At 61.2% G+C, this 19,934-nt stretch carries 15 protein-coding genes, 1 rRNA gene, 1 other RNA gene and 1 pseudogene; 3 read left to right on the top strand and 15 right to left on the bottom strand.

Annotation, left to right across the window (positions count from 1 at the left end):
- Window positions 1-93: 93 nt before the first annotated feature.
- Window positions 94-1,200 carry an efflux RND transporter periplasmic adaptor subunit gene (locus VFO93_RS10240; protein WP_325134273.1) on the bottom strand — a complete coding sequence of 369 codons (1,107 nt, stop codon included), beginning with the start codon at window positions 1,198-1,200 and terminating at the stop codon, window positions 94-96.
- A gap of 897 nt (window positions 1,201-2,097) precedes the next feature.
- Window positions 2,098-2,469: a transfer-messenger RNA gene (gene ssrA / locus VFO93_RS10235) on the bottom strand.
- A gap of 189 nt (window positions 2,470-2,658) precedes the next feature.
- Here ssrA and VFO93_RS10230 point away from each other — a divergent pair.
- Window positions 2,659-4,749 (top strand): DNA polymerase III subunit gamma/tau, encoded by a 2,091-nt coding sequence (locus VFO93_RS10230; RefSeq protein ID WP_325134272.1) that lies wholly within the window; start codon window positions 2,659-2,661, stop codon window positions 4,747-4,749.
- A gap of 102 nt (window positions 4,750-4,851) precedes the next feature.
- Here VFO93_RS10230 and VFO93_RS10225 read toward each other — a convergent pair whose 3' ends face one another.
- The 3 genes from VFO93_RS10225 to VFO93_RS10215 form a co-directional block, all read right to left on the bottom strand.
- On the bottom strand, window positions 4,852-5,745 hold the full coding sequence (locus VFO93_RS10225) for a 1,4-dihydroxy-2-naphthoate polyprenyltransferase (RefSeq protein ID WP_325134271.1): 894 nt from the start codon (window positions 5,743-5,745) through the stop codon (window positions 4,852-4,854).
- 141 nt (window positions 5,746-5,886) lie between these two features.
- The gene (locus VFO93_RS10220) at window positions 5,887-6,462 is read right to left on the bottom strand and encodes a glutathione peroxidase (protein ID WP_325134270.1); all 576 of its coding nucleotides are present in this window, start codon (window positions 6,460-6,462) and stop codon (window positions 5,887-5,889) included.
- A gap of 78 nt (window positions 6,463-6,540) precedes the next feature.
- Complete coding sequence (locus tag VFO93_RS10215; RefSeq protein ID WP_325134269.1) at window positions 6,541-8,694, bottom strand: biosynthetic peptidoglycan transglycosylase; 2,154 nt, start codon at window positions 8,692-8,694, stop codon at window positions 6,541-6,543.
- A gap of 184 nt (window positions 8,695-8,878) precedes the next feature.
- Between VFO93_RS10215 and purB the strand changes: the two genes are divergently transcribed.
- The gene (gene purB, locus VFO93_RS10210) at window positions 8,879-10,210 is read left to right on the top strand and encodes an adenylosuccinate lyase (RefSeq protein ID WP_325134268.1); all 1,332 of its coding nucleotides are present in this window, start codon (window positions 8,879-8,881) and stop codon (window positions 10,208-10,210) included.
- Window positions 10,211-10,448: 238 nt separating this feature from the next.
- Here the strand turns inward: purB and VFO93_RS10205 are convergent, their stop codons facing one another.
- On the bottom strand, window positions 10,449-11,003 hold the full coding sequence (locus VFO93_RS10205) for a helix-turn-helix transcriptional regulator (protein WP_325134267.1): 555 nt from the start codon (window positions 11,001-11,003) through the stop codon (window positions 10,449-10,451).
- Window positions 11,004-11,165: 162 nt separating this feature from the next.
- Here VFO93_RS10205 and VFO93_RS10200 point away from each other — a divergent pair, with 162 nt between their 5' ends.
- Window positions 11,166-12,272: a glycosyltransferase family 9 protein gene (locus VFO93_RS10200; RefSeq protein WP_325134266.1), complete on the top strand. Its 1,107-nt coding sequence runs from the start codon at window positions 11,166-11,168 to the stop codon at window positions 12,270-12,272.
- A 168-nt stretch (window positions 12,273-12,440) separates the two neighbouring features.
- On the opposite strand, the gene VFO93_RS10195 is transcribed toward VFO93_RS10200, so the two are convergent.
- The 9 genes and pseudogenes from VFO93_RS10195 to rrf form a co-directional block, all read right to left on the bottom strand.
- Complete coding sequence (locus VFO93_RS10195; RefSeq protein ID WP_325134265.1) at window positions 12,441-13,577, bottom strand: hypothetical protein; 1,137 nt, start codon at window positions 13,575-13,577, stop codon at window positions 12,441-12,443.
- A gap of 2 nt (window positions 13,578-13,579) precedes the next feature.
- Entirely contained in the window at window positions 13,580-14,131 is a 552-nt protein-coding gene (locus tag VFO93_RS10190) for a hypothetical protein (protein ID WP_325134264.1), read from the bottom strand.
- 52 nt (window positions 14,132-14,183) lie between these two features.
- Window positions 14,184-15,320: a glycosyltransferase gene (locus tag VFO93_RS10185; RefSeq protein ID WP_325134263.1), complete on the bottom strand. Its 1,137-nt coding sequence runs from the start codon at window positions 15,318-15,320 to the stop codon at window positions 14,184-14,186.
- A 102-nt stretch (window positions 15,321-15,422) separates the two neighbouring features.
- Entirely contained in the window at window positions 15,423-16,373 is a 951-nt protein-coding gene (locus tag VFO93_RS10180; RefSeq protein ID WP_325134262.1) for a glycosyltransferase family 2 protein, read from the bottom strand.
- A 16-nt stretch (window positions 16,374-16,389) separates the two neighbouring features.
- Window positions 16,390-16,914 carry a DUF4199 domain-containing protein gene (locus tag VFO93_RS10175; protein WP_325134261.1) on the bottom strand — a complete coding sequence of 175 codons (525 nt, stop codon included), beginning with the start codon at window positions 16,912-16,914 and terminating at the stop codon, window positions 16,390-16,392.
- A gap of 48 nt (window positions 16,915-16,962) precedes the next feature.
- Window positions 16,963-17,532, bottom strand: coding sequence for a DUF4199 family protein (locus tag VFO93_RS10170; RefSeq protein WP_325134260.1), 570 nt, complete (start codon window positions 17,530-17,532; stop codon window positions 16,963-16,965).
- 42 nt (window positions 17,533-17,574) lie between these two features.
- Window positions 17,575-19,041, bottom strand: coding sequence for a hypothetical protein (locus VFO93_RS10165; protein WP_325134259.1), 1,467 nt, complete (start codon window positions 19,039-19,041; stop codon window positions 17,575-17,577).
- Window positions 19,042-19,395: 354 nt separating this feature from the next.
- Window positions 19,396-19,623: pseudogene (locus tag VFO93_RS22350) on the bottom strand (BatA domain-containing protein); the annotation flags it as partial.
- Window positions 19,624-19,790: 167 nt separating this feature from the next.
- A 5S ribosomal RNA gene (rrf, locus tag VFO93_RS10160) occupies window positions 19,791-19,902 on the bottom strand.
- Window positions 19,903-19,934 lie beyond the last annotated feature (32 nt).

Genomic DNA, 19,934 nt, shown 5'->3' with positions numbered 1-19,934 from the left:
ACTACTATTTTTGAGGGCAGGCTATCGGCAAGGGCCAGCCAGCCGGTCGCCGCCAAGGCAACCGGTTGGGGCTATCCGCAGACCACTTATACCCTATTCGCTATATACTTTCAGTTTGGGCAGCACCTGCTGCGGGCTCTCGTAGGTATAGCTGATTTTCTCGCCGTCCTTCACCTTGCGGATGCCTTCGAGCAAAATCTTATCGCCGGGCGTAATGCCGTCCTTGAGGATGTAGAGGTCAGGCATTTCCGAAGCCACGTTCACCTCGCGCTGGTGCACCACGCTGTTTTTGTCCACCACGTACACGAACTTCTTTTCGAGCACCTCGAAGGTGGCTTTCTGCGGAATGATGAGGGCGTGCTTGAGGGGCACCGTCATCAGCACGCTGCCGGTTTCGCCGTTGCGCAGCAGCCCGTCGGGGTTTGGGAAGGTGGCACGGAAGGCGATGTTGCCCGTCTCATTATTAAAGTCAGCCTCAATGGTTTGCACCTTGCCGGGGTAGGGAAACACCTCGTTGTTGGCCATTTTCAGCTTCACGTTCACGGCCTTATCGCCGGCCTTGGCGTGCTCCTTGTAAGTGAGGTACTCGGCCTCGGGCACGTTGTAGTACACCCACATTTTGCTGTTATCGGAGAGGCTGGTCAGCAGGTCGCCCTCGTCCACGAGGCTGCCCAGCCGGGCCTGGAAGTGGTCCATGATGCCGGTGAAGGGCGCGCTGATGGACGTGAACTGCAAGTGCGTTTTGGCCAGTGACACGTCGGCCTTGGCCTTGTTGTACTTGGCTTTGGCCAGCGCCAACTCGTTCTTAGACACAATGTTGCTATCGGCCAGGCTCTTGGTGTTCTTGTACTCGATGCCTACGTAGTCGGCCTCGGCCTGCGATTTTTGCAGGTCGGCGTTGTAGATGAGGGGCGTAATCTGGAACATGGGCTGGCCGGCGTGCACCGTCTGGCCCTCGTCCACGAATATCTTTTGCAGGTAGCCCTTCTCCAGCGCCCGCAGGTCGATGTGCTGGTAGGCGTGAATCTGGGCCACGTACTCCTTGGTGATGGTGGTGTCCTTCTGGAGCGGGCTGGTGACGAGCAGCTTGATTTGCTCTTCTTTTTCTTCTTTTTTGTCGCCGCAGGCGGTGGCCAGCAGGCCACTCGCGCCCAACAGCAGCAACACAGACGTTTTCTTTATAACAGCAGTAAGTACCATAGATAGGTGCTTGGTAATCCCGGGAAATAAGGTGAGGTAGCGAAAGAAAGCCGGGCGCGACCCGGCCGGCACAGCCGCCGGGGCCAGTGCTTGCGCCCGCAGGGGTGGGGAAGCCGCCAAAAAAGCCAGCGGCCGGCTAACTAAATAAACGTTCTTACATGCTTCGCAAGTAGCCCCGGCCAACCAGGGCAAGCTAGTGAGCGCCAGCATAGTACTGGCCTCGAATCGATGCTGAGAGAGCAGGGCCGGGGGAATAAGCCGGGGCAGCCAAAAGCTTTACCGGGCCGGGTGTTACAAAATTCGGCCCCGTGGCATTAAGACGTTATGAAGAAATGGACTAACAAAACACATAACATCTTCATCTTGGCCCAGTCTTAATAATTATTCTACTGAATTACAATTGACTACACAAAATCTCGCCATTAAATAAGTTTATGAAGATGAATTTTTTTACGAATATTTCTAGAAATTGCGCTACCACACCCACCCTTCGAGCTTTAGCCAGTCATAGCTTACCCTTCCGCACCTCGGGGTAGTGCGCAAGTTTCCCGCTCATGCTAGTTAGATGTACCCTTCAGGCTACTGCGCGCCGGCCAGCAGAACCACTGGCTACGGGCCAAGTTGCGGCGTAGCCGCGAAGCGGCGGCATGTTGGTAGTTTATGTGCTTTTTAGCAATCCGGAGCCGCAAAGCGGCGGCACCCACGGCGCTATGCCGCCGCTTTGCGGCTCTCGGCAGTTGATTGGCTGCGTTATCTACCAACATGCCGCCGCTTCGCGGCTACTTCGCCACTTGGGGTAGCTACCGGCCAGGCAGGTACAAGAGGTAGTAACCACGGCCAAATGGCCGTAAAAACAAAAACCCCGCTTCCAGGCCGGAAACGGGGTTTTTAGGATACTAGTGGAGATGCAGGGATTCGAACCCTGGTCCAGACAAGGAAGCCGACGTGCTTTCTACGTGTGTATCTATGCTTGAATTTTCGAGGCGTTCCAGGCGCACATCAGGCCCTTGAAACTCCCTTAGCTGCAGTTGATTTTCGCCCCCGAATCACAGCTCTCCGGAGGCTAGTTTCTACTTGCGACGCGCCGAACTCCCAGGTGTAAAAACCGACCCGGGCGGCACGATGACATTACCTAATTCTAAACTAGGCAGCCATGGCGTACGAATAGTCGCCGATTGTTTTTTGATAGATTTTTTGGCGGGAGAGCTTCCATCAACTCCCGACACGCTTACCCGCGACTTGCGCAAGCTGTCAATTCCGGTCATCCCCAATTTTAGAAAGAACGAGTGCCGCTGCCGAAGTAGCGGGGCGCAAAGATACGCGCTCGTTAAGAAAATGTTTTGGGGCCGGATTTTGTTCCGAGATGTAGGGTAAGCTTTAGCTTGCCTTTTTAGTACTAGCGCCGGCAAGCTAAAGCTTACCCTACATCGGAATGGTATCTTTGTAGGAGTATCGCGTATGGAAAATTTTGTTGTTTCGGCCCGCAAGTATCGTCCGGCCACTTTTCGGAGCGTGGTGGGGCAGCAGCACGTCACCACCACCCTGCAAAACGCCATTCTGAGCCAGCACCTGGCGCAGGCGTTTCTGTTTTGCGGGCCGCGTGGCGTGGGCAAAACCACCTGCGCCCGCATCCTGGCTAAGACCATCAACTGCACCAACCTCACGCCCGAGGCTGAGGCTTGTGGCGTGTGCACGTCGTGCGTGGCGTTTCAGGAAAACGCCTCGTTTAACGTGCACGAGCTGGATGCGGCGTCGAATAACTCGGTTGAGGACATCCGCTCCTTAGTAGAGCAGGTGCGGTACGCGCCGCAGCAGGGCCGCTTCAAGATTTATATTATCGACGAGGTGCACATGCTCTCCAACGCGGCCTTCAACGCCTTTCTGAAGACGCTGGAGGAGCCGCCGAGCTACGCCATTTTCATCCTGGCTACTACTGAGCGCCACAAGATTATCCCGACCATCCTGAGCCGGTGCCAGATTTTTGACTTCAACCGCATCAAAGTTGAAGACATCCGCGAGCACCTGCGCTACGTGGCCAACAGCGAGCACGTAACCGCCGACGACGACGCGCTGCACCTGCTGGCCCAGAAGGCCGATGGTGGCCTGCGCGACGCGCTCTCGATGTTTGACCAGCAGGTTACTTTTGCGGGCAACAATCTGACGTACAAAGAGGTGGTGCAAAACCTGCACATCCTCGACTACGACTATTACTTCCGGCTGGTGGATGCGTTGCTGCGCGAAAACCTGTCGCAGGCGCTGCTGCTGCTCGATTCGGTGATGCAGCAGGGCTTCGACTTGCACAACTTTGTGGTGGGCACGGCCGAGCACCTGCGCGGCCTGCTCGTGTGCAAAGACCCCGTGACGGTGCAGCTTTTGGAGGTGTCGGATAACATCCGGCAGCAGTACGTGCGGCAGGCGCAGGCTGCGCCGCTGCCCTTCCTACTCTCGGCCCTGAACCTGGTGAGCCAGTGCGACCGCGACTTCAAGCAGGCCAAAAACCAGCGCCTGCACGTGGAGCTGGCCCTTATGAAGCTGGCGTATCTCAATGGGGCCGTGCAGTTTGTGCGCGACCTTACCCCGGCCAGCAACGGCGAGGCTAAAAAAAAAACTAGCAGCCTAGGCGAAGGAGCCGCTGCGCCAGCGGCGGCTAGTAGCAACGGCTACGCGGCCCCTGCGCCGCCTGCCCCAGCCGCCGCACAGGACCGCCCAGTTGCTTACGCGCCCACTCTTACCCCAACCCACCCGCAACCAGAAAACAGAAACCAGAGACCAGAAACGCCAGCGCCAGCGGAAACCCTGGTCCACGCGCCCGCGCCAGCCGACGGCCCCGAGCCGCTGCCCGTCGAGAATGGCGTGCGCGAGCTACACGACACGCCCAGCATCGAGCCCGCGCCGGTGGAACCCGTGACGCCGCGCCACCAGGTGCGCGACACCTCGCCGCACGTCGAAATCGGCCGCCCGAGTATGCAGGGCCACGAGCCCAACCACCGGCCCACCGATGTGCGCCCCACGCCGGCACCAGCACCGGCTGCTATTCCGGCTCTGCCCAAGCTGCCCAGCCTCAGCAGTGGCACCCGCCTGCCCGGCCTACGCGACGTAGGCACGCCCGCGGTCAATTCGCCTACCAAAGCAGAGACCAGCAACCAGAAACCAGAAACACCCATTCACACCGGCCCGCTGCCACCCATCGCGCCCGAGTTGCTGCAACAAGTCTGGAAGCAGCTCGCCGACGAGCGCCGCGCCCAGGATAAGATGAGCGACTACATGGTGCTGAACCGCCCGGTAGCGGCGGGGGCCGACCACGTCATCACGCTCACCGTCGATAACCCCGTGCAGGTGGTGCAGTTCAACGACTTCCGGGCCGAGTTTATGGCCGAGCTGCGGCGCCGCACCGGCCACCCCGGCCTCACGGTGCAAACGGAGGTAGCCACCGCCGCCCCCACCGGCCGCAAGCTATACACCTCCAACGACAAGTTTGCTTACCTCGCCGAGAAGTACCCGGCTTTGCAGGAAATGAAGCAGCGCCTGGGGCTGGATGCGGACTTTTAGGTCATTTAACAGTTAGCAATTAACATTTAACAGCCCGTCTGACGCTACCCTTTTGCGGTGCGTCAGACGGGCTGTTAAATGTTAATTGCTAACTGTTAAATGTCAAATGATTTGCCCCAGCCCAAACAGCAGCGTAAAGGCCAGCGTGCTCATGGCCATTTGCTTGAGCAGCGGGTCGATTTTCATCGACTCCTGCCGCGCCCACACCTGCCGGCCGTTGAAGAGAAAAAGCGGTAAGCTGAGCAAAAACAGCCACTGCCAGGGCGAGTGGTACGTGAGAGCCACGTAAACCACGGCCGCGCCCACGCCCAGCACCAGCAGCAGCCAGTGGTAGCGGCGGGCGTGCTGCGGCCCCAGCCGCACGGGCACCGTTATTTTACCAGCCAGCTTATCCGATACGATGTCGCGGATATTGTTGACATTCAGCACGGCCGTGGCGAAGCAGCCCAGCGCAGCGGCGGGCAGTAGCACGGCCAGCGGCAGCGTCTGCGTTTGTAAAAAATACGTGCCGCACACGCCCACGATACCAAAAAACAGGAACACCGAAATATCGCCCAGCCCAGCGTAGCCGTAGGGGTTGCTGCCCGCCGTGTAGTTCACGGCCGCCCAAATAGCGCTGAGGCCCAGCACGAAAAACGCCAGCAGCACCCACACCCCCGCAAAACCCAGCGCCACCAGCAGCAACGCGATGCCGCTCGCCAGCGCCGCCAGCCCGAAGGCCCACATGGCGCGCTTCATCTCGGCCGGGGTGATGGCCCCGCTTTGCACGGCGCGCTGCGGGCCTTGGCGATGCACGCTGTCGGCCCCGTTTTGCGAGTCGCCGTAGTCGTTGGCGAGGTTGCTCAGAATTTGGAGCAGGATGGTGGTGAGGGCCGCCAGTGCTACTACCGCACCGTTGAACTGCCCGTTGGCCTTGGCCAGAAAGCCGCCCGTGAGAATGCTGGCCAGCGCCAGCGGCAGCGTGCGGGGTCGGAAAGCAGAAATCCAGGGAGACATACCTTTAATTGAAAGTGTGAATAATTGGCATTGCAAACGTTCGTCATGCTGAACGCAGTGAAGCATCTCTACCGCAACATGCAACGATGCGGTAGAGATGCTTCACTGCGTTCAGCATGACGAACGTTTTCTAACGGCAAACTACTTCGTGATGTCGGCCACCAGCTCTTCGCTCAGCGGCTTCACTTTCGAGGGGTAGAATTTCACTACCTGGCCTTTTTCATTCACCAGGTATTTGCAGAAATTCCAGCTCGGGGCTTCGCTCACCGCGCCGTTCTTATCCTTGTCGGCCAGAAACTTATAGAGCGGCGTGGCATTGTCGCCCTTCACGGCTACGGTCTGGAACAGCGGGAACGTGACGCCGTAGTTTTTCTCGCAGAACGAGGCTACTTCCTCGTTCGAGGCCAGCTCCTGGTTGAAGCTATCGGAGGGGAAGCCCAGCACGACCACTTTGCCGGCGTATTTTTTCGACAGCTCTTCCAGCTCCTTGTACTGCGGGGTGTAGCCGCACTTCGAGGCGGTGTTCACGATGAGGATTTTCTTGCCCTTGTACTTGCTGAGCTTCACGTCTTTGCCGTCGATGCTTTTCACGGTGAAGTCGTAGACGGTAGCGGGCTTGGGAGCAGCTTCGACGGAGCTCATGGGGGCGGGCTTGGGGGCGATGAAGGCCAGGCTGAGCGTGGCGGCGGCCGCGAGGGCCAGGGCAGTAACTTTCATGGGGTAGGCTGAGGGTTAAGAATAAGCAAGCGGCTGACAACCAAAAACCAGGCCGGGAAGTTTGAGCCGCTGCTGCCGCTAGGGGCGGCTGCCGGGCGCGGGGGCGGCCGAGGCAGGCGCGCTACCCTCGGGGATGGTGGGCGCGGGCTGCGCGCCGGTGTTCAGCAGGTCGATGAGGTTGAGGGGCGCAAACTGGGCCGTGTCGCCGGGCTGCACGGTGCGGGCGGTGTCGCGCACGGCCCGCACGATGTACTTGCTGGCCGGGCCTTGCAGGCTTACCGAGTAGTTGAGATTATTGCGCTGGGCGGGCGTTATCAGGCCCTTGTCCTGCATGATATCGGCGATAAAGCGAAAAAACCAGCGCGTAGAGCCGCGCAGCTCGCCGTACACGTTGAACGACTCGCGGTAGTACTTGGGCTTGGGGATGATGCTGGCCAGGTAGAGGCACTCGCCTAGGTTGAGCTCGCTGGGCTGCTTGGCGTAGTAAAACAGCGCGGCCTCGCGCACGCCGTACACGCCGCGCTTGCCGCTGGGCCACTTGTAGGCGGTGGGGCCCCACTCCACGATGTTGAGGTAGATTTCAAACATGCGCTCTTTGGTGAGCGTGTGGGTGCGGGCTACGAGCCAGTTTTCAATCAGCCAGACCATCAGCATTTCCTCGGCCTTGCGGCCGATGGTTTTTTCGCGGCTCAGAAACACGTTTTTGACCAGCTGCATGCTGAGGGTGCTGCCGCCGCGGGCAAAGCGCTTTTCCTTGATGTCGGCAATGGCGGCGCTCACGAAGGCCTTTTCCATGAAGCCGTGATGCTTGAAAAACTGCGGGTCTTCGGTGGTTTGGATGACGGCCGGCAGGAAGGGCGACACCTCGGCGTAGGGCGTAAAATCGGGGTTGCTGGGGCCCACGGTGAAGGTGCGCAACGAGTCGCCCTTGTCGTTGTAGGCCGTGAAGGGAAACTCGCGCTCTATCATGCTCAAGTCTTCCTTGCCGAAGCGCGTGATGCTGAAATCCTTGCTCGGCACCAATGACGAGGTGAGCTTGAGGCTGTCGACCTGCGCCATGTCGACGCTGGCGGCCAGGTGGTAGGCCAGCGTGCCAGTGCCCTGCGTGCCCGATACCACGTCGAAAATGCCGCTGGGCAGCGAGTTGAAAAAGTCGTTGACCGCCGTGGGCTCCGAGTCCACTTTGAGGCTGACAGCGAAGCGGGGCTTTTGGCGCACCGCGATTTCGGGGTGGAAAACGAGCTGGTTGAGCACGGCGCGCGTACCGGGGTCGAGCGAGGCCGTGCCCCGGCCCAGCGTGGCTACGAAGTCGAGCTGGCCCTGCCGGATTACGATATCCTCCGACGCTAGGCGCTTGTGGTAGAGGCTAAAATTGCGGGCCGCTACCGAGCCGCGCACCGTGAGCTGGCCGCCGGTTTTGTCGTCGGCCACGAAGTCCTTGCCCGTGAGCTGCACCTGAATGGTATCAAATGAAATGAGTGCCCCGAAGCGGCGGGCCACGTAGGGCACTTGCACCGAGTTTTTGACGCCGAACAGGCGCAAATTCAGCGCGTCGTCGCCGGGCTCTATGGTGCCGCTCACGCCGAGCTCGTTCACCACCGAATCGACGGTGGCCGTGAGCTGGCCCTTCACCTCCCCGTCCTCGAAGCTGAGGCGCGGCATATCGAGCAGAATCTGGTGGCGCGGGCTGGCGTAGCTTACTACGAACTGCCGGAAGTCGGCCTCGCCGGGCACGCTCTGGAAGGTGGCGTCGAGCACCTGGTTGAGCAGCAGGCCGTAGTTGCGGCCCAGCGCGGTGTCGCGGGGCACCACGGGCGCGGCGCTTTTTTTCTTGTAGAGAAAGCTGAAATTATCGGCCCCGCTGGCGTCTTTGCGGGCCGTGAGGTGGGCGCGCTCAATCTGCACGTCGCTGAACACCGGCCGCCCCGCAAACAGCGAGCGCAGGCTGAGGCTGGCTTGCAGGCGGCGGGCCGTGAGCAGCGTGTCGGCGGCGGCCGTGGGCACGAGGCTCATCCCACCGATTTCGACGGTTTTGAGGCCCGTGAAGCGGGCGCGGCCCAGCGTCAGCGTCACCGGGTATTTGCGCTCGACGCGGGTTTTAACCTCGCCCAGCGCGTAGGTGAGCAGCTGCTGGCGCTTCCACAGAAATAGCACCAGCCCCAGCACCAGCACCGCCGCCAGGCCGCCCAGGGCGTAAAGAATTCGTTTTTTGGCAACTCTAGATAACTGCATTGCCGCAAAGGTAGGATTATTCGGTTGGGGTTTTCTTCGTGCTTGGTGCGTAGTGCCTAGTGCTTGGCAACTGCGAGGAAATAGGTAAGGCCTCGGGTCGGGCGTTAGCTTTGTGGCCGCTTGCCCACCTGCTACGCATTAGGTACGATGCACCAAGCACTACGCACCAAGCACCATAAAAGCTATGCTTTCTGCTCTTTCGCCCCTCGATGGCCGCTACCAGCGCCAAACCGCCCCGCTCAGCTCCTACTTCTCGGAGCTGGCCTTGATGCGCTACCGCGTGCGCGTAGAAGTTGATTATTTCATCGCGCTCTGCCAGCTGCCGCTGCCCCAGCTGGCCAGCGTGCCGGCCGACGTTTTCCCCGCGCTACGGGCGCTCTATGAGCAGTTTGGCGAAGCCGAAGCCCAGCGCATCAAGGCCCACGAGGCCGTGACCAACCACGACGTGAAGGCCGTGGAATACTACCTGCGCGACGAGTTTACCAAGCTCGGCCTGGGCAACTCGCTGGAGTTTATTCACTTCGGCCTGACCTCGCAGGACGTGAATAATACGGCCATTCCGCTGAGCCTTAAAGAGGCGATGGACGACGTGCTGCTACCCCGCTTCGGGCAGGTGCGCGACCAGCTGGCCGCCCTGGCCGAAACCTGGGCCGCGGTGCCCATGCTGGCCCGCACCCACGGCCAGCCCGCCTCGCCCACGCGCCTGGGCAAGGAGTTAGAAGTATTCGTGGCGCGGCTCGACGGGCAGCTGACCTTGCTGAAGCAGGTGCCCTACTCGGCTAAATTTGGCGGGGCCACGGGCGGGTTCAACGCCCACTTCGCCGCCTACCCCGGCACCGACTGGCACGCCTTCGCCGGGCAGTTTGTGGGCGATACGCTGGGGCTGAGCCGCACCTTCCCGACTACTCAAATTGAGCCCTACGACAACTTGGCGGCATTTTGCGATGGCTGGAAGCGGATTAACACCATCCTCATAGACCTGTGCCGCGACGTGTGGCAGTACATCTCGGTGGGCTACTTCAAGCAGCAGCTCAAGGCGGGCGAAGTAGGCTCGTCGGCCATGCCGCACAAGGTCAATCCCATTGATTTTGAAAACGCCGAGGGCAACCTGGGTGTGGCCAACGCCCTGCTCGAACACTTCGCCGCCAAGCTGCCAATTTCCCGTTTGCAACGAGACCTCACCGACTCGACGGTGCTGCGCAACCTGGGCGTGCCGCTGGGCCACCTGCTCATCGCGCTCGGGGCCGTGGCACGCGGCCTGGGCAAGCTGGCGCTCGATGAAAGCGCGTTGCAGCGCGACCTGGACCAGAACTGGGCCGTGCTCGCCGAGGCCATCCAAACCATCCTGCGCCGCGAAAACTACCCCGACCCCTACAACGCCCTCAAGCAGCTCACGCGCACCGGCGAGGCCATTTCGGCGGCTACCATCGCGGGCTTTGTGGAGGAGTTGAACGTGCCGGAATCGGTGAAGCAGGAGCTGCGCGGCCTCACGCCGGGCGGCTACGTGGGGCGGTAGGGAGCGGGGCTTGGTCCCACCCCTACCCTAATCCAAGTTGCGGCATATCGCGGCCTATCAGCAGCCCCAGCGGGGCGACCCATCGGTAGAAAGCAGGTTGGATTCGACATTCCAAGCCCCGTAGGGGCGACCCAACCAGCTGAGGGGGTCGCCCCTACGGGGCTTTTTCCTCTTTTGCCTGGTAATTACTACCGATGGGTCGCCCCGCTGGGGCTGCTACTGGTGGGCCGCAACCGGGCTATCCCAGCAGCCGCTCTAGCTCGGCCCGCTCGAAGGCCAGCACGCGCAGGCGCAGCTCCAGCAGGGCGGGCGCGGCGCTTTCGGCGCGCAGGCAGGCTTCGGCGTCTTCGGCCAGGCGGCTCAGCTTGCGGTGGGCGCGGGTATCGGTGGGGGGCAGGGCGGCGCGCAATACGGGCTCGGCCAGCTGGCGCTGGCGGGCTTGCAGCAGGCGGGTTTGCACGCGGGCCAGCTGCTGGCGCAGGGAGTATTCTTCGAGCCCGATGGCCTGGCGGCGCAAATCCAGCTCGTCGCGCTGCTCGGGGGTGAGGGGCGCGGGGGCGGCACTCGCGGGCGGCGCAACAGCCAGCAATGCGGGCAGCAGCTGCGCCAGCAGCACGGTAGCGGCGGGCGACAAGTCGCGGCGGCCCAGCTCGGCCATTGCCAGGGTGCCGCGCGATACGTTGAGCAGCATCGCTAGCTCAAGCTGCGTGAGGCCGAGATGGGCGCGCACGGCTTGCGCGATGCCTTGGCTGGGCGCGGGGCCGCGCTGGTGCGAAAAATGTTGAGAAGCCATGCGGTAAAATATCTTAATAAGATAGTTTTGGTGACAAAATAGTTTGTTGCAAAAAATAATGCAACAAACTATTTTGTCACCAATTTGCAATCGGTACGGCCCTGTGCCCGCATTGCGGGCGGCCCGTTACTTTTGTTCGTTTTCAAATTTCGCCTGCCTCCCGTGCCCGAGTTTCTTCACGACATCCCCGTTCGCCCCGACTGCCGCTTCTTTCGCGGCGACCTGCCCTGCCGCCCCAACAAAGAGCACGGCTATATGTGCGGCGACTGCCCCGTGTACGAGCCCGCCGGCAAGCGCGTGCTGCTGATAAAGCTCGGGGCTATTGGCGATGTCATCCGCACCACGCCGCTGCTGCGGCGGCTGCGGCAAGAGCATCCGGGCTGCTACATCACGTGGCTCACGCTCACGCCGGCTATTTTGCCGCAGAAGGAGGTCGAGGAGATTCTGAAGTTCGACTACGCCAGCGCCTTGCAGCTGCAAGCCCGGCACTTCGACATCGCCATTAATCTTGATAAGGAAAAGGAAGCTTGCGCGCTGCTCCTGAACGTGCAAGCCACCCAGAAATACGGCTACACCCTGCGCCCCTACGACGGCGTGGCCTGGCCCATCAACGAGCAGGCCGAGCATAAGTACCTCACCGGCATCTTCGACCAGCTCAGCATCGGCAATACCAAGCCTTACGTGCAGGAAATTTTCGAGCTCTGCGGCTTCGACTTCCGGGGCGAGGAGTACGTCTTTGACACCCACGACGACAAGGGCTACGACTGGTCGGCGCTGCCGCCCGCCAGCGCCGGCCCGCGCATCGGCCTCAACACCGGCTGCGGCGACCGCTGGACCACCCGCCTCTGGAGCACCGAGAAGTGGATTCAGCTCATCCAGCAGCTGCAAGCCGCCGGCTACGCGCCCGTGCTGCTGGGCGGCGAGGCCGAGCACCCGCGCAACCTGGAACTGCAAGCTGCCACCGGCGCAACCTACCTGGGCACCTTCCCTCTCCCCCAGTTCATCAACCTGATGAACCAGATGCAGGGCGTGGTAACGCAGGTTACGATGGGCATGCACATCAGCATCGCGCTGCGCAAGGCCACCATTTTGATGAACAACATCTTTAACCCGCACGAATTTGACCTCTACGGCCGGGGCCAGCTCGTGGGGCCCGAGCGGCAGTGCGTGTGCTTTTACCGGGGCACCTGCCGCCTGGGCACCAGCTGCATGGAGGATTTGCCGGCCGAGAAGGTGTTCCAGGCCGTGCGGGAAAGCGTGCCGATTTAGATTGATGCGCCTACCTGTCATGCTGAGCGAAGCGTAGCGCAGCCGAAGCATCTCTACCGATGAACTAATTCCCAACGCTCAACAACGAAGCGGTAGAGATGCTTCGACTGCGCTGCGCTCCGCTCAGCATGACGGATGGGCGCAACAAGTACCCAACAACCAGAAACCCTACCACCCCCGCAACAGCGGCAACTGCCGCCACGGCAGCGGCCGGGCCAGCCAGAGTACCGAGTCGGCCCCCAACGTGCCCACCAAGCGCAAGCCCGCAGAACTTACGGTATAGCTAAGTTGGCCCGAGCGCCCCGTTTCATCGCGCAGCAGCAAGCGGCCGGGTGCGTAGGTCAGTTTATAGGCTTGCAGCTGCCCGTCGGCTGCCTGCGTGAGCAAGTAGCCCTGCCGATGCACAAACAGCCGCAGCGGCACCGCCGCCGCAGGCCGCAGCGCGGCAACGGCGTAGGCCCCGTGCAGCGGCGGGCGAGGCGATTGGTCATCGTTGAAAGTGCCTTCGGCCCCAAACGGGCCCGCCGTTTCGAGCAGCAAAATGCCCAGCCCCACGCCGCGCAGCGCGCCCACCCAGCGCCCCTGCCAGCCAGCCGGACGCATGGGGCGGGCCGGCCGGTAGCACGCGCGCACCAGCGCGTAGTAGGCCGTGCGCAGGCCCGGCGCGGCCACCAGCACCGCCAGCAGCAGCAAGGAGCCCGACCACAGCTTCACCGAAATATCGAAGCCAATGTTGAGCGCCAGCACATTGGCCAGCACCGCCACGGCCATTATACCGCCCACCAGCCGCGTGCGGCCCCACAGCAGCAGCAAACCCGGCAGCACCTCCAGCAGCCCCGCGAACACGCTGTACGAACGCGACGCACCCATCACGCTCCAGTAGGCGAGGTCGGGCGGCAGCTGCCCGAGCGGCGTGTACAGCGTATTGGGCTCGGGCAAATAAAACTGGTGCTTGAAGACTTTATCAAAACCGTATTCAAGCAGCTGCAAAGCCAGAAACCACGCTACGCCCGTATGCAGCCCGTACCAGAGCCGGGCCTCGGTAGCGGCCGCGCGCCGCGCCCCGGCCGCCCACGCGGCGGCGGCCAGCGCGGTAGCCAGCAGCAGCCCCGCCGCGTAGGCGTACAGGTCGGCCGAGTCGGAAAACAACGCTACCGGCCGCTTGAGTAGTGCCTGCCCACTGGCTTCGAGCCAGGGCCGCAGGGCCACGCCCAGGCTCGGCAGCACGCGGTAGCCCAGCGGCACGGTAACCGCGAAAAGCACGCCGAACAGCAGCGCCCAGCGCCGGGCAAAGGCCAGCGCCACCGCTACGCGGCGTGCTTGCGCCCCAGCAGCCAGCCCACTGCGCCCATGCCCGCTACCCCGGCCAGCCCGCGCCAAAAGCTGTATTGAAACGGCCGCTTGGGAAAAGCCTGGCTTTGGCTGGTTGATTTCCTGCGGCCCTGCTTTTTTAACTGTTTCTCAAACTTTAGCAGCTTCGCCTGTGGATACTGCCGCCGCAAGTCTTGCACCGCTTCTTCCCACCGCTGCGGATGGTAGGCCCCCGAGTAGTATTGCACTTGCTCGCTGCTCGACTGCCAGGCAGCTTTCTTAAGTTCAGCATCGCCCGCCTGCCACGATACCGAGCGGTAGCGCCTGTATCTCAGCGCCAAACTGTCGTTGAGATACACCAGCGAATCGGTCATCTCCTCGCTCCGCCTAGGTGGTATGCCAAAATTATCAGCCGCCTCGGCCTCGCCTAGCGTAGCCGTGCTACCGCCGTGGCTGAGGTGTGCGATGCGGCCCGTTTGGGCGGCGGCGGGCCGGGCCGCCCCGAGCATAGCGGCAATTCCAAGGCAAGTCAACAGTTGCTTTTTCATGGGGTAAAGTAGCGCTAATGAGAAAATTACAGGAGCCGCAACCAACCCGCAATTAGCTTGCCAGCCCGGCTACTTCCTTTAGCGCGGCCACCATCACCTCCCACGAAAACTTGCGGCGCTCGTGGCGCACGTTGGTGGCCAGGGCTTCCTCGCGGTCGTGCTCGTAAAAATCGACCAGCGCCCCGGCAATGGCCGGGGCCGTGGGCGGCACCACGTAGCCCACCACGCCGTGAGGTATCAGCTCGGCCAGGCCGCCCACATCGGTCACAAGCATGGGCCGCCCAAAGTGGTAGGCCACCTGCGACACGCCGCTCTGGGTGGCATTTTTGTAGGGCTGCACCACCAGGTCGGCCGCGCAGAAATAGTCGGCTACCCGCTCATTCGGAATAAAATCGGTCGCCCGCACCAGCCGGCTTTCCAAATTCAGCTTTTGAATAAGCGCCTCGTAAGGAGCCGCGTCTTCGTAGAATTCGCCGGCAATAATAAGCTTCACCGGCAGCGCCGCTACCCGCGCCTCGGCTATTGCTTCGAGCAAGATATCGAGCCCTTTATACGCCCGGATAAACCCAAAAAACAGCACGTAGCGAAAGGCCGGGTCGAGCCCCAGCGCGGCCAGCGCCGCCGCTTTGGGCTTGGCCGGCCCGAAATTGTCGTAGAGCGGGTGCGGCCGGTAGAGCGCGGGCTTGCTGGTAAAGCCCAGCTTTTGCAAATCGTCCAGCACGCTCCGGCTCATGGTCACGAAGCCGTCGCAGGCGCTGAGGAAGTAGCGCGTCAGCGGCCGGTCGCCGGGCCGCTTTTCGTGCGGAATCACGTTGTCGGTAATCGCTACCACGCGGGTGTGGCCGTTGCTGCGCACCAGCCGCGCCACCGTGCCCAATGCCGGCCCCATAAATGGCAGCCAAAACCGAAACACCACCAAATCGGGCCGCTCGCGGCGCAGCCGCCGCCCCACCGCCCACCAGCTCAGCGGATTCACGGAGTTCAGGCTGACTTCAATAGCCAGGTCGGCCGGCCCCGGCTCGGTACTAAACTGCGTTTGGCCGGGAAACAGAAAACCGGGGTATTGCAGCGAAAACGTGACGATACGCGCCGCATCGCCCGCCGCCCGGAAGGCCCGCGCCAGCCGCTCGTTGTAAGTAGCCAGCCCGCCGCGTAGCGGGTAGGCCGGGCCGATAATCACGATGTTCATTGGTCATTTAACGTTTATCAAGTAACATTTAACAGCTTGCCTCAACACTGCGAGCTTCCCAAGCAAGCTGTTAAATGTCAATTGATAAATGTTAAATGACTTTTACCGTATGGTTTCGCGGATGAGGTAGTCGTTGCGCTTCGGGCCATTGAGCTGTATCAGCTCGCCCAGGAAGCCCGCCAGAAAAAGCTGCATCCCGACGATAACGGCCACCAGCGCCATGAAGAACAGCGGCTGGTCGGTGACGCTGCGCGCCTTGAGGTTGTGAATGGCCAGCCACCACTTCTCCCCCACCAGCCACAAGGTCAGCATAGTGCCGATGAGAAACGAGAGCGTGCCGAGCGTGCCAAAAAAATGCATGGGCCGCCGCCGAAACCGCCCCACGAAGGTGATGCTGGCCAGGTCGAGAAAGCCGTACACGAAACGCTCCAGCCCAAACTTGGTCACGCCGTACTTGCGCTCCTGGTGCTGCACTACCTTCTCGCCCACCTTTTTGAAGCCCGCCCACTTGGCAATGACCGGGATGTAGCGGTGCATCTCGCCGTAGACCTCTATCGACTTCACCACGCGGCTGCTGTACGACTTGAGCCCGCAGTTGAAATCGTGCAGCTGAATGCCCGAAATGGCTCGCGTAGCGGCGTTGAATAGCTTGGTGGGCAGCGTTTTGGAAAGCGGGTCGTAGCGCTTTTGCTTCCAGCCGCTCACCAGGTCGTAGCCATCCTCCACTACCATGCGGTAGAGCTCGGGCAGCTCCTCGGGCGAGTCTTGCAGGTCGGCGTCCATGGTGCATACCACACGGCCCAGCGCCAGCCCGAAGCCCACGTTGAGCGCCGCCGACTTGCCGTAGTTGCGGTTGAAGCGCACGCCGCGCAAGGCCATGTCCTGGCCCGCCAGCGCCTCAATTACCGCCCACGAGTCGTCGGTCGAGCCGTCGTCAATCAAAATAACTTCATACGAAAGCCCGCGCGCCACGAGCACGCGCTGAATCCAGCGCGTAAGCTCGGGCAGCGACTCGGCTTCGTTTAATAAGGGTATCACGATGGAGATTTCCACCGGGAAAACAGGTAGCTTATTCAAACTCAGGTCTCGGGTTTTTAAAAATGGCGGCCGTGATAAGCGATATGAGCAGACCCATTACGATTCCACCCACCAAGGCAATGGCTACCAGCGCCGGGCCTTGCACAAACATCTCGGTCCAGTGCATAGCCTGGTCAATTTGGGCATCGCTCATCTTACCCTGCGCCTCCATATCGGCACGGGCTTTATCCAAGAGGCGCGCCGTCATTTCGGGGTCGATAAACGTGACGTAGATGTAGGAGAAGGCCGCCGACAGCACGGCCGAAACGCCCGCTACTACCATGCCTACCCCCAGGCCCTGGCCGTAGCTCATAAACGCGCCGTTGAGCTTTTTAAAAGCCTGCTGCCCCAGCATAATTCCTGCTACCATTACCACCAGCGTCAGCCATTTGGCCGGCGACTGCTCCAAATGGGTTATGTTCAATCCAAAGGAAATAATGACACTTATCAGGCCCGTTATCAGGCCGTAGCGCGTGCCTACGCTGGTGGTCGAGGTAGAGGTAGCAGGAGCTTCCATGGTTCAGGTAAAAGAAGGTGAAAGAATGGTGATAGGTTGCAGCGGCAATTATTTGCGCAGAAAGATACCGGCCGGCAGCGCCCCCAGCAACCCCAGCAGTAGCACCCGCTTGAACGTAGCCGCCGTCAGGTCATTGACGGTAAGCTGGCTAACTTCCCGCATCTCCGCCGCCTCAAACTGCGCGTTGCGCTTTTCGGGGGCTCGAATGGCTTGCTGCACTCGCACTATCTCTTGCATTTCGGTGCGGTTGCGGGCCAAGGCTGGCTCGCCCACGCTGCGCGCCAGCCCCCACAGGCTACCGGCCGCGAGGGCTGCCGCCACCAGCACCGTAAGCCCGCCCACTGCCAGCGCGCGCCCCACGCCCGGCCGCGCCGGGGCCAGGGTGCGCCGCAACAACCATTGGCTGCCGGCGGCGGCCATTGGCACCAATAACTGGCCCATCAATTGCTTAGGCCCCAGCGGGTTGTTATCCGTTAATTGCAAAAACAGCAGCCACAGCGCGCACGCCGCGCCAGCCGCCAGCCCAAATTGCAGCCCTAGCCGCCGCACGGCCGCCGCGCCCGAGGCAGTAGCCACTCGCTCAGCCGCTTTATTCGAAGGCACCATATCGTCATTCATAACCAGCCGGCAAGATACGACCGCCCCAAGGTAGCAGCCCGCCTACGCCGCCACCGCCGGCCGGGCCGCCGCCTTTTGCCGCCCAAAGCGCAGCACCAGCGCCTCGGCCAGCAGGCACGCCAGCGCCGCCAGTAGGCAGTAGCGCCACAGCGGCTGGCCCGTTTGCTCGGCGCGGTAGCGCAGCAGGGCTTCCGGGCCCGCACCGGGCTCCAGCACCTGCACGTTCGGGTGGTCGGGGCCTATTAGCTGCCGCAACTCGGCCGGCGAGTAAGCCGCTAACTCCGACTCTTTCGGGTCGGCGTTGAACGCCAGCGTAGTCACCAGCCGGCCCGCGCGGCGCAGCTCATAAAAGCCAGCCTGGCTCATCGTGGGCGGTAGCTCCAGTTGCAGGGTATTGCCACGCAGCCGCTGCGCCGGAATAAGCGTCAGGCTATCGCGCACCAGTCGAAACGCCGTTTCCTGCTGGTCTTTGCCCATCAACTCAGGCGTCAACTCCAGCGCCACGCTCGGGGCCGTTAGCCGGTAGGCGGGCTGCTGCCGCGCCTGGTAGCTCAGCATCGCCATCCGATATAGCACCGGCACAAACAGGCCCTGCGCCGTAAAATCGCCGTAGGCCTTGCTGAATGGCGCCGTGAACACATACGTTCGGCCAGTTCCGTTTTTAAATTCGGCCAGGTAGCTGTCGCCATCACGCAGCCGCAGAATATCCGTGCCCCCACGCCCCAGGCTCAGCACGGGCGCTACCTGCGGCAACACCGCCTGCCGCGGCTGCGCCCCAAACACATCCCGAAAAAACGGGTCGCGCGGGCTGGGCATGGCTACCTCCTGCACTGCTGGGGCAGCGGAGGCGTTCCACTGCGCTCCGGCCACGCCCAGTGCCCGCAGTAGCTGGGTAGTTGCCTCACGGCCCACTGCCCCACCGGGCGGCACTATTACCACGCTGGCCCCGCGCCGCACCACATTCGCCAGCGCCTGCTGCAAGCCAGGGTCAATAGCTGTCACCTCACGCACCAGCACCGAGTTAGCGCGTTGCAGTTGGCTGAAATTCACCTGCTGCGGTTTCATGAAGGTATAAGCGAACAGTGCTTCGGCCCGGTACGCCTGCGCTGCCACTGGCTCTGACCCTATTTCCACTACCTGAATACCTGCCGTAGGCTGAAGGGTAAAGAAAAAGGTATTGTCAAAAATGGCCGGGCGGTCCTCCGTTACTACTTGCCCCAGCGCTAGTTGCTTGTCTGGGAGTTGCACCTGCACTACGGTAGTACTAGCCTGGCCCGCCGCCAGCGTCGCACTAAAGGCCGCTACCTGCTGCTTGCCTAGCCGCACCTTTATCGGGCAGTCAGTTATCGCCGTGCCGCCCCCGTTTTTCAATCTGATATGCAAGCCGATGTTGACTTGCGTCCGCACAAAAGCATCTTCCAGCCATACACTATCCACGTACACGTTGTCAGTAGGCCGCGCAACTTGAGGCACCAACACTACCTCGCGGTCTTTGGCTAGCGCCTGCATGGCCTCTTTACTACGAGCACTTTGCTGAAAATCAGAAAAAACGTACAGCGGCCCCTGCGTCGCGGGCTGCCCCGCTTGGGTAGCTAATACGTCAGCCCAACCCCGCTGCTGACCAGACACATGCGTTGTCACCACGTCATTCAAGTAAGCGGCCTGCGTCAATAATCCACGCGACTGCCCGAGCATTTTGAAATGCCTTCCCGCTTCAAAATTCTTTCCCAACGCCTTCGCTTTGTTCACCGCTTCTTGTAGCAAAGGCTGCTGGCTTTCGCCCGGCACTTGCATACTAGGTGATGCATCGAGCAAAACGTTAACGTTACCACTCAACCCAGCTAATTGGCGAGCTGGTATAAAGGGCTGTGCGAACAACAGCACCAGAAAAGCTACACCTAACACTCTAAGCAATAGTACGAGCAATTCTTGCAAGCGCCGCCGCTTCATGGTCGTAAGCTCTACTTCCCGAATGAAGCCCGTATTTGTAAAGAGTATCCGTTGCGGCCGCCGCAATTGTAACAAATGAATGACTATCGGTAGTCCTACTGCCAACAACCCCCATAAAAACCCTGGAAATAGAAACTGCATACTTTATCGGTTAAACTCGTCTTCTTGTAAAAGACGCAGACATAACTCCAAAAGTATGACTATTGTCCCTTGGGTAAGCTATTAAAGCAATAGCTGAAAAGGTCTTTAAACGCAAAGCTCCCCCTGCTGGTCGCTGGTGAAAGCGAAGCAGGGGGAGCTACGTGTAAAGTTGGCGGCGACCGACTCTCCCACCGGTGAAGGCAGTACCATAGGCGCACCGGGGCTTAACGACTCTGTTCGGAATGGGAAGAGGTGAACACCCGGGCTAAAGCCACCATTGCTGGCGTTGGTTGCGTGTTCAGGCAACCAGC

Source organism: Hymenobacter sp. (genome assembly GCF_035709525.1).
In the GTDB taxonomy this organism is placed as follows: domain Bacteria; phylum Bacteroidota; class Bacteroidia; order Cytophagales; family Hymenobacteraceae; genus Hymenobacter.
Note: the sequence above shows the minus strand (reverse complement) of the source record. Positions and strands in the feature narration are given on the sequence as shown.

Bases quoted from the DNA above. Each gene is read 5' to 3' on its own strand.
- VFO93_RS10185 (WP_325134263.1), bottom strand. From the start codon at position 15,320: ATGAACATCGTGATTATCGGCCCGGCCTACCCGCTACGCGGCGGGCTG.
- purB (WP_325134268.1), top strand. From the start codon at position 8,879: ATGCTTTCTGCTCTTTCGCCCCTCGATGGCCGCTACCAGCGCCAAACC.
- VFO93_RS10240 (WP_325134273.1), bottom strand. From the start codon at position 1,200: ATGGTACTTACTGCTGTTATAAAGAAAACGTCTGTGTTGCTGCTGTTG.
- VFO93_RS10170 (WP_325134260.1), bottom strand. From the start codon at position 17,532: ATGAATGACGATATGGTGCCTTCGAATAAAGCGGCTGAGCGAGTGGCT.
- VFO93_RS10175 (WP_325134261.1), bottom strand. From the start codon at position 16,914: ATGGAAGCTCCTGCTACCTCTACCTCGACCACCAGCGTAGGCACGCGC.
- VFO93_RS10220 (WP_325134270.1), bottom strand. From the start codon at position 6,462: ATGAAAGTTACTGCCCTGGCCCTCGCGGCCGCCGCCACGCTCAGCCTG.
- VFO93_RS10190 (WP_325134264.1), bottom strand. From the start codon at position 14,131: ATGAAAAAGCAACTGTTGACTTGCCTTGGAATTGCCGCTATGCTCGGG.
- VFO93_RS10205 (WP_325134267.1), bottom strand. From the start codon at position 11,003: ATGGCTTCTCAACATTTTTCGCACCAGCGCGGCCCCGCGCCCAGCCAA.
- VFO93_RS10165 (WP_325134259.1), bottom strand. From the start codon at position 19,041: ATGCAGGCGCTAGCCAAAGACCGCGAGGTAGTGTTGGTGCCTCAAGTT.
- VFO93_RS10230 (WP_325134272.1), top strand. From the start codon at position 2,659: ATGGAAAATTTTGTTGTTTCGGCCCGCAAGTATCGTCCGGCCACTTTT.
- VFO93_RS10215 (WP_325134269.1), bottom strand. From the start codon at position 8,694: ATGCAGTTATCTAGAGTTGCCAAAAAACGAATTCTTTACGCCCTGGGC.
- VFO93_RS10225 (WP_325134271.1), bottom strand. From the start codon at position 5,745: ATGTCTCCCTGGATTTCTGCTTTCCGACCCCGCACGCTGCCGCTGGCG.